The 8,069-nt window shown below is 44.6% G+C and carries 5 protein-coding genes; 3 read left to right on the forward strand and 2 right to left on the reverse strand.

Features of this window, described 5'->3' with window-relative positions; all coding sequences use genetic code 11:
• Nucleotides 1-28: 28 nt before the first annotated feature.
• The gene (locus tag ACX0G7_RS21090) at nt 29-1,849 is read left to right on the forward strand and encodes a DNA polymerase III subunit gamma/tau (protein WP_458925506.1); all 1,821 of its coding nucleotides are present in this window, start codon (nt 29-31) and stop codon (nt 1,847-1,849) included.
• Here ACX0G7_RS21090 and ACX0G7_RS21095 read toward each other — a convergent pair.
• A complete protein-coding gene (locus ACX0G7_RS21095; protein ID WP_458925507.1) occupies nt 1,843-3,969 on the reverse strand; it encodes a M48 family metalloprotease in 2,127 nt (708 codons plus the stop codon). The genes ACX0G7_RS21090 and ACX0G7_RS21095 overlap by 7 nt on opposite strands.
• 137 nt (nt 3,970-4,106) lie before the next feature.
• Between ACX0G7_RS21095 and ACX0G7_RS21100 the strand changes: the two genes are divergently transcribed.
• Nucleotides 4,107-5,813, forward strand: coding sequence for a pyruvate dehydrogenase complex dihydrolipoamide acetyltransferase (locus tag ACX0G7_RS21100; protein ID WP_458925508.1), 1,707 nt, complete (start codon nt 4,107-4,109; stop codon nt 5,811-5,813).
• A 174-nt stretch (nt 5,814-5,987) separates the two neighbouring features.
• On the opposite strand, the gene ACX0G7_RS21105 is transcribed toward ACX0G7_RS21100, so the two are convergent.
• Nucleotides 5,988-6,305, reverse strand: a complete 318-nt coding sequence (locus tag ACX0G7_RS21105) for a peptidase associated/transthyretin-like domain-containing protein (protein WP_458925509.1) — start codon at nt 6,303-6,305, stop codon at nt 5,988-5,990.
• Between the two features lie 366 nt (nt 6,306-6,671).
• On the opposite strand from ACX0G7_RS21105, the gene ACX0G7_RS21110 reads away from it, so the two are divergent.
• Nucleotides 6,672-7,973, forward strand: coding sequence for a DEAD/DEAH box helicase (locus tag ACX0G7_RS21110; protein WP_458925510.1), 1,302 nt, complete (start codon nt 6,672-6,674; stop codon nt 7,971-7,973).
• Nucleotides 7,974-8,069: the final 96 nt, after the last annotated feature.

Here is an 8,069-nt window from a genome sequence, read left to right on the forward strand (position 1 = left end):
TTAAATTTGCATCATCAGGAGAAAAGACATGGATAAATTTATTGTATCGGCGCGCAAATACCGTCCCCAGACATTTGACACAGTGGTAGGCCAGGCGCACATCACCACAACCTTAAAAAATGCGATAAAAAACCAGCAGCTTGCGCACGCGTTTCTGTTTTGCGGTCCAAGGGGCGTTGGAAAAACAACCTGCGCGCGGATACTTGCAAAAACGATCAATTGCGAAAATGCAACACCCTCCGGAGAAGCGTGTAATACCTGTCATTCATGCGTTTCATTCAATGAAGGCACTTCACTCAATATCCACGAACTTGATGCGGCCAGTAATAATTCGGTTGATGATATCAGGAGCCTTGTTGAACAGGTGAGGTTCCCACCCCAGGCTGGTAAATACAAAGTGTATATCATTGATGAGGTTCATATGCTTAGCTCCTCAGCTTTCAATGCATTTCTGAAGACGCTGGAAGAGCCGCCACCTTATGCAATATTTATTCTCGCGACCACTGAGAAACATAAGATTCTTCCAACCATTCTCAGCCGTTGCCAGATTTTTGATTTTAAAAGAATTACCATTAACGATACGGTAGATCACCTCGAAGAGATCTGCCAGAAAGAGACGATAAAAGCGGAAAAAGCGGGGCTGCAGGTAATTGCACAGAAAAGTGAAGGATGTATGCGTGATGCGCTTAGTATCATGGATAAGATCGTCAGCTTTACCAATGGTGAACTTACCTATCAGAACACGCTTGAGCACCTGAACATACTCGATGCAGATTATTATTTCAGGCTTATCGACAGCATGGAACAACAGGATCTGGCTGCGGCACTCCTTCTTTATGATGATATTAACCGTAAAGGATTCGAAGGTGATATGGTGATGAATGGATTTGCGGAGTTCATACGCAACTTGCTTGTGTGCAAAGATGAGAAAGTAGCTTCTTTGCTTGAAGTTGTTGAAAGTTTCAAAGACAAATATATTTCCACGGCAAAAAAGATGAGCATCGCCTGGCTGGTGAGCGCGCTGAATGTATTGAATGAAGCCGAAATTCAATATAAGGCGGCCCGAAACAAAAGGTTACATGTTGAACTTGCAATCATCAGGCTCAGCTATCTGAACCAGGCAATCGTTCTGTCAAATGACAGCCAGGGCATCTCAAAAAAAAAATTAGTTGAAACAGCAAAGCCGGTTTCATTCAGGCAGTTGCCGATGATGGAAGCTGTGCCTGTAACCGGCAACAAAACCAATGGCCCGAAAACAAAGCCGAAGGAGGACCAACACACATCCAAACTGTTAATTGAGGATACTGAAAAACCAGGTACCGGGGAACGAACGGCGCCAGCTGCTAAGATAGTCGAAGCCGCACCACAGGCCCCTATAAAGAAATCATCCAGGGCGACGAAGATCGGATCGCTTGAACATATACGGCAGAAATTTTCAGGCAACCAGAATGAAGCAGAAAGCAATCGTCCCATTCCTTTAAGTGACGAACTGTTGAAACAACACTGGGAAGGATATACAAACATTCTCCGTGAAAAGAAAAATCCGGCTGTTCAGAGCTTTGACCTTGCCAGGCTTACCATCACTTCAGATAATTCTTTCGAGGTATTGAGCAACAACAACCTTGAGCATCGGTTCATCGAGCAGGAACGCAGATTCTTATCAGAGTTTCTGCAGGAAAAATTTAATAATCGCTCACTGAATTATTCTATCAGTGTTTCTGAGATCCCCGTGCACCATATCCAGGTAGAAAAAACGCTGAATAAAAAAGAGCAATTCCTTCAGATAGTAGAACATTATCCTATCATCAGGGAGATGAAAGACAGGCTGAAACTTGAACTGGATTATTGAGTTTCCACGCCCGGCATAAATGTAATACTGTCGTTAAGGAGTTTTTTGAAGTGCTGGAATTTATGGTTACTCACAACAACCCAGATCTCTCTTAGTAAGAAATTGTATTCTTCAAGCTCATTATTCATAAAAGAATTATCAATGAAATAATGGTAATCCTTTTCAATGAATGACTGAGCTTTTTGCTTGAGCGATGGATTCTCTGAAAAGTCGCAAACCTGAAGCCATTGGCCAAGTGCATTTTTGAATGCGGGCTCTTTCACAGATTTTAATTCTGTGACTATGCCATTCACCATCTCATGCGTGAGATTTTCATCACTGTAAAAAGGTGCAATCAATTCTATGGTCCCGTTTACCTGGTTCAGGAAAGCAGTCGCTTCATACCTGAGCAAATCGTATTTGCGGAGTTGATCTTCGCAGTCAGCGGCCGCCTGTTCACAATGTTGTAAAGCAAACTCATAAAAGCAACGGAGCATTTGTTTATCAAGATCTGACAGTTTATCCTCTGCTGTTTTCAGTTCTTCAGTCAGCTTTGTTTTGATTTCAGCCGATTCCCTCGCCTTGTATTTACGGCCATCGAAATCGAAGCTGTTTACCCTGATGTTACCCAGGCATATATTTTCAAGGATCGCGATATCCGATTTAAGGCCTGCTATTTTCTTAGGTAATGATAAATTATCGTTATCGAATAACTGCGACCATTCAGCAAAGGAATGGATTGTGTTTTTCCGGCTTGTGATTTCACCGACATTGAATACCGAAATTTCGCGGTCATCAAAAAAACCATTAAACACAGATGGCAGGCGGTAAGCTTCCTGGTCGCGTAAATATTTAGTTTGAAACGTCGCCGCATCCACAATGGTTGCCTCTTCCGGTATTGGCACCCCATCATAGATTTTTTTGGTCAGCTCCTGTTGGATCAGATGACGATCTGTGAACAGGGACCAGGCAGAGCCATGATTTTGCTCGGCCACGATATTGAGTTTTGCCAGTTGTTTTGTCCTTTCTGAAACCGGCGGATGTGAGGCCCACTGATCTTTGAAGTTCACCCGGTTCTGAACCTGGTCGCGCAGGAAACTGTCATTGATCACAGCTATGTTGTCCTTGATTTCAAGCCGGTGTTCCTTTGCTATCAGGTGCATCACGGTCTGATGATCCTGGTACATATTATTCGCTACCAGTTTCTCTTTAAAAAATTCACCGTATTTACTCAATACCATATTATAGCTTGCATCTGCCAGGTCAAGCCTGCGCAGCGCGGTGATGAGGCTGTCACTGCCACTTACACCCGCTGCAACAGCATCGGCGTGAAATTCCATCTCTCTTGAAAGGCCCATGTAATTTTTATTGATCAGCGCATACATCTGCTGAAGTACCCACTGGATACAACGGACAATTCGCACGGTGAGTGCGGCAAAAATGGCGAAGAGGCCATGAATATTTGCCCAGACATTCAACGTATTCCCATAACCGCTGTTATGATACAGCATATTATATATCACCTTGTTCACATTGTAAACAAAACTTCCAAGTTTCATACTTCTCTGCGAGAAATGGCCGAATTCATGCGCCACGACCGCTTTGAACTCGCTAACCGTAAGCACGTTTACCAGGCCGAGTCCTATCTGGAGATTTTTTTTGACCGGAAGCATCATGCTCCAAAAGCTGCTATCATAAAACACACAGGCATTTACTTCCGGGGAGATGAATATTTTTTTGGGGAAACTTGTATGGGTTTCCTCACTGAGCTTGCGAATGAAGGCAAATAACACCGGTTGTTCCTCTTCTTTTATCTCAATGCTGTTGGAATGATCATATTTCGTGACGGCGAATATGAATTTGACCAGGAAAAACAAGACCATAATCCCGAGACCAATCAGGCCCAGGCCAATCATCAGTGTCAGAAATTTTGGCGCTGCGATTATCAATGCAATTCCACCGTATACGGTCAGGGCGGCAAGCGCCACCGCGGCACAGATCAACAAAATATAGACTATGAAAAACAGGATTATCGAAGTCAGGACCTTTCCTACTTCCCTTTTAAAACGTACGGAAGTTTCTTTTACAATACCCCGCACTTCAGAGGGCGAGGGCGGATAAGCCACTGAGGGAGAAATCATGAATAAGAATTTATAGGGTTCGGCCTCTCAAAAAACGAAAAAAAGCCAACATTTCAAAGCTTATGCTGATTTCCTCAATTTGCCTTAATTTCGACGTTCAATCTGATACAGAACAATTTAAAAATACAATACCGATTATGGCGGAAACGATATTAATGCCCCGACTTAGTGATACCATGACCGAAGGTGTGATTGCGGCCTGGCATAAGAAAGTTGGTGACACGGTAAAAAAGGGCGATTTGCTTGCTGAAGTGGAGACTGATAAGGCCACTATGGAACTTGAAAGTTACAAAGACGGAACTTTGCTTCATATTGGCGCCGACAAGGGCAACAAATTACAGGTAAACGATCTGCTTGCTATTATTGGTGCACCGGGCGAGGACATTCAGTCGCTGCTTGGTGGCGGAGGAGCTGCAAACGGTGCTAAGCCCGAGGCCAAAGAAACTAAGGCGACGGAGACTGCAAAGCCGGCCGAAGCGGTACAAACAGAACAAAAGGCAGCGCCCGCACAGTCAGGTGGCGAAAAAATGGACCTTTCGACTATGCAGGAAGTGATCCTGATGCCCAGGCTCAGCGATACGATGACGGAAGGCGTGATTGCCGCCTGGCACAAAAAAGTGGGTGACGATGTGAAGAAAGGAGATCTGCTTGCAGATGTGGAGACAGACAAAGCTACCATGGAACTTGAAAGTTATAAAACAGGTAAGTTATTATATATAGGAGCTGAAAAGGGAGACAAAGTGCCTGTAAACGCCTTGCTCTGCATCATAGGTGAAGAAGGAAAAGTTGATGTGAACAAGATCGTGGCCGCTGCTAAAGGCGGATCTGCAGCCGGCGGCGAAGGCGCCGCGGCACAACCGGCCGCCGAAGCAAAAGCGGAGAACCAACAAACAGGATCAGTATCGAACGCCCAGGCTTCCGCAGGAGCCGCAGCTGCACCTAATCCTTCACTGGAAAACGGACGCGTAAAGGCCTCACCCCTTGCAAAAAAACTTGCTGCTGAAAAGGGAATTGATATCACCACCATTGCAGGAAGCGGGGATAACGGCAGGATCATAAAAGCCGACATCGACAATTTCAAACCAGGCGCACAACCGGCAGCTAAAGAAACTGCTGCACCGGCTGCCACAGCTAAACCTGCTCCATCAGCTCCCGCCGGACAGGTTAGTTTTGATGAAGTTCCGGTTTCCCAGATGCGTAAGGTCATTGCAAAGAGACTTGCGGAAAGCAAATTCTCTGCGCCACATTTTTACCTTACTATGTCTATCAACATGGACGCAGCGGTTGAAAGCAGGAAGAAAATTAATGAAGTAGCAAAGGTTAAGATATCATTCAATGATATGGTGTTGAAGGCATGCGCAGTGGCGTTAAAACAACATCCAAAAGTCAACAGCAGCTGGCTGGGTGATAAGATAAGATACAATCATCATGTCAACATCGGTGTCGCAGTAGCTGTGGAAGAAGGTTTACTTGTACCCGTAGTTCGTTTTGCTGATACGAAGTCGTTGTCACAGATCGGTGCGGAAGTGAAGGAATTCGCTCAGAAAGCGAAGGATAAAAAGCTTCAGCCTGCTGACTGGGAGGGAAATACCTTTACCATTTCAAATCTGGGCATGTTTGGAATTGATGAGTTCACCGCAATCATCAATCCACCGGATGCTTGTATACTCGCAGTGGGCGCTATCAGCCAGGTTCCAATAGTAAAAAATGGTGCTGTGGTACCGGGAAACATCATGAAGGTAACCCTTAGTTGTGATCACCGCGTTGTTGACGGCGCAACGGGTGCTGCATTTTTGCAGACACTCCAGGGACTGCTTGAAGAGCCATTGAGAATGTTGGTTTAACATAACCAACTCCGCATTCATTATTATCCCTATTGATCATCAACTGAATTTCATAACTGCCTTCCCGCACGTGCGGGAGGGCTTTTTTTGTGCCGTTAAAAAAAGCGCCATCCGGCATTTGCGGGATGGCGCGACTAAAACTTAATTTTACTAAAACGCTATTTCAACAACTGGTTATTGCTCCAGTTTGATTTCGCCTGCATCAGCTGCCTGTCCTTCAGTAACAGTCACGTTATCTTTGGCTGCATTTTTATAAGGTGGTTTGGCTTCAATGATAACACGGTAAACACCGGCTTTGGCATCCTTAATTTCATAAGCACCATCTTTAACTTCTGTCTGTAAAGTATCTGAACTTGACAGTGCCCATGCTCTGCTTGCTCCTTCTGCAGGAGACACCTTGCCTTTTATAGAACCATTTTCAACTCCCTTAAAAGCAAACAACCCTGCGACAGCAATGGTAAGCGCAGTAACTCCTAATCTCATTTGTTTCATGTTCGAATTTTTATGTGATTAATCTAAGCTGAAGGCAGACAGGTCCGCACATCAAAAAAAAATGTTACGGCGGGATGGGTTTGTACGATGTTCCAAGGACTGTGCCAAAATGAAACAGCCTGCTTTTAACACAAAAAGTCATATAAAAGCCCTAGATTTGCAAAACTCATTTCCTCTCTATCTGTTGGCTTATCGGTTTATTCCTCCCACGTAACCAGATAAGCCCTTGATTAGCAAGCGGTGGTGTTTAATAAACGTTTTAACCACGAGCACATTTTTTAGTATCAGCCATGTGGTTCATAAGCTTAGCTTAGTGGCGCACGATACGCATTTAAACTATTTGATTTGTTATTTGAACAATTAAGTTTGAGCGAGCCTATATTAAGGGCCGTCAAAAAAGAAGGTTATTTAACCCCTACACCTATTCAGCAGCAATCTATTCCCATCGTATTACAAGGCAGAGATTTATTAGGATGTGCGCAAACCGGTACCGGTAAAACGGCAGCGTTTGCAATGCCTATACTACAGCTGTTATCAGATTCGAAACCCGTAAATCCGTTACAGAAAAAGATCCGTGCGCTGATCCTTACTCCAACAAGAGAGCTCGCTATTCAGATTGAAGAGAGCCTGCGCAATTACGGAATTTACACGGGCCTGAACCAGCTGGTTATTTTTGGCGGAGTGCCTCAGAATGCCCAGACCAATGCATTACGCAGGGGTGTTGACATCCTGGTAGCGACACCAGGCCGTTTACTCGATCTGATGAACCAGGGTTTTATAGACCTCCGTTCACTCGAGATATTTGTACTTGATGAAGCTGATCGTATGCTTGACATGGGCTTTGTGCATGACGTTAAAAGGATCATCACAAAAATTCCTGCCAAACGTCAGACCCTGTTTTTTTCTGCAACTATGCCTGCTGAGATCCAGAAACTTGCTGATACTATTTTGTCTAACCCGGCAAAGGTCGAGGTTACACCAGTATCATCTACGGCACAAACCATCACCCAATCATTGTACTATGTTGGTAAGGGCGATAAAAAGTCACTGCTGAATCACCTGTTGCAGGATCAGGCAATTGAAACTGCTCTTGTATTTACCCGCACCAAACATGGTGCTGATAAGGTACAGAAGGATCTTTCAAGAGCCGGGATCACAGCGGAAGCCATCCACGGTAATAAGAGTCAAAATGCCAGGCAAAGGGCGCTTCACAATTTCAAGACCCGTCAAACCCGGGTGCTGGTTGCAACTGATATCGCCGCAAGAGGTATTGATGTCGATAATCTGTCACACGTTATCAATTTCGATCTTCCGAACATACCAGAAACATATGTGCATCGCATAGGCCGGACCGGTAGAGCGGGCGCCAATGGTATCGCTATCTCATTCTGTGATGCGGAAGAAAGAGAATTTCTCCGTGATATAAATAAGCTTATCGGCAAAACTGTGCCGGTAATTGCAGAACATCCTTTTTCAATGAATGCGCCGGCAGCTCATCAGCAACGGACCTTCCAAAGATCATCGCCGGTTCAGCACAGCCGGGGGCCGGTCGTAAGGAACCAGGGTAGCAATCAAAAAAACGATCAGCGTAATGACCAAAGAGGAGATAACAGGAACGATCAAAGAAGATTTGTCCCTATCAAAACCCTTTCGTCGCATAACAACTAATCAATTCAAATTTTATTCCGATAAGGTCAACCATTATTTTGGTTGGCCTTTTTTGTGTCTAAATCCATAACTTGAATTGCCTTGATACATGCATCA

The sequence above is a fragment of the Flavitalea antarctica genome (assembly GCF_054461535.1).

Excerpts from the sequence above, each read along its gene's own strand:
- ACX0G7_RS21090 (WP_458925506.1), top strand. The coding sequence starts at position 29 with ATGGATAAATTTATTGTATCGGCGCGCAAATACCGTCCCCAGACATTT.
- ACX0G7_RS21095 (WP_458925507.1), bottom strand. The coding sequence starts at position 3,969 with ATGATTTCTCCCTCAGTGGCTTATCCGCCCTCGCCCTCTGAAGTGCGG.
- ACX0G7_RS21100 (WP_458925508.1), top strand. The coding sequence starts at position 4,107 with ATGGCGGAAACGATATTAATGCCCCGACTTAGTGATACCATGACCGAA.
- ACX0G7_RS21105 (WP_458925509.1), bottom strand. The coding sequence starts at position 6,305 with ATGAAACAAATGAGATTAGGAGTTACTGCGCTTACCATTGCTGTCGCA.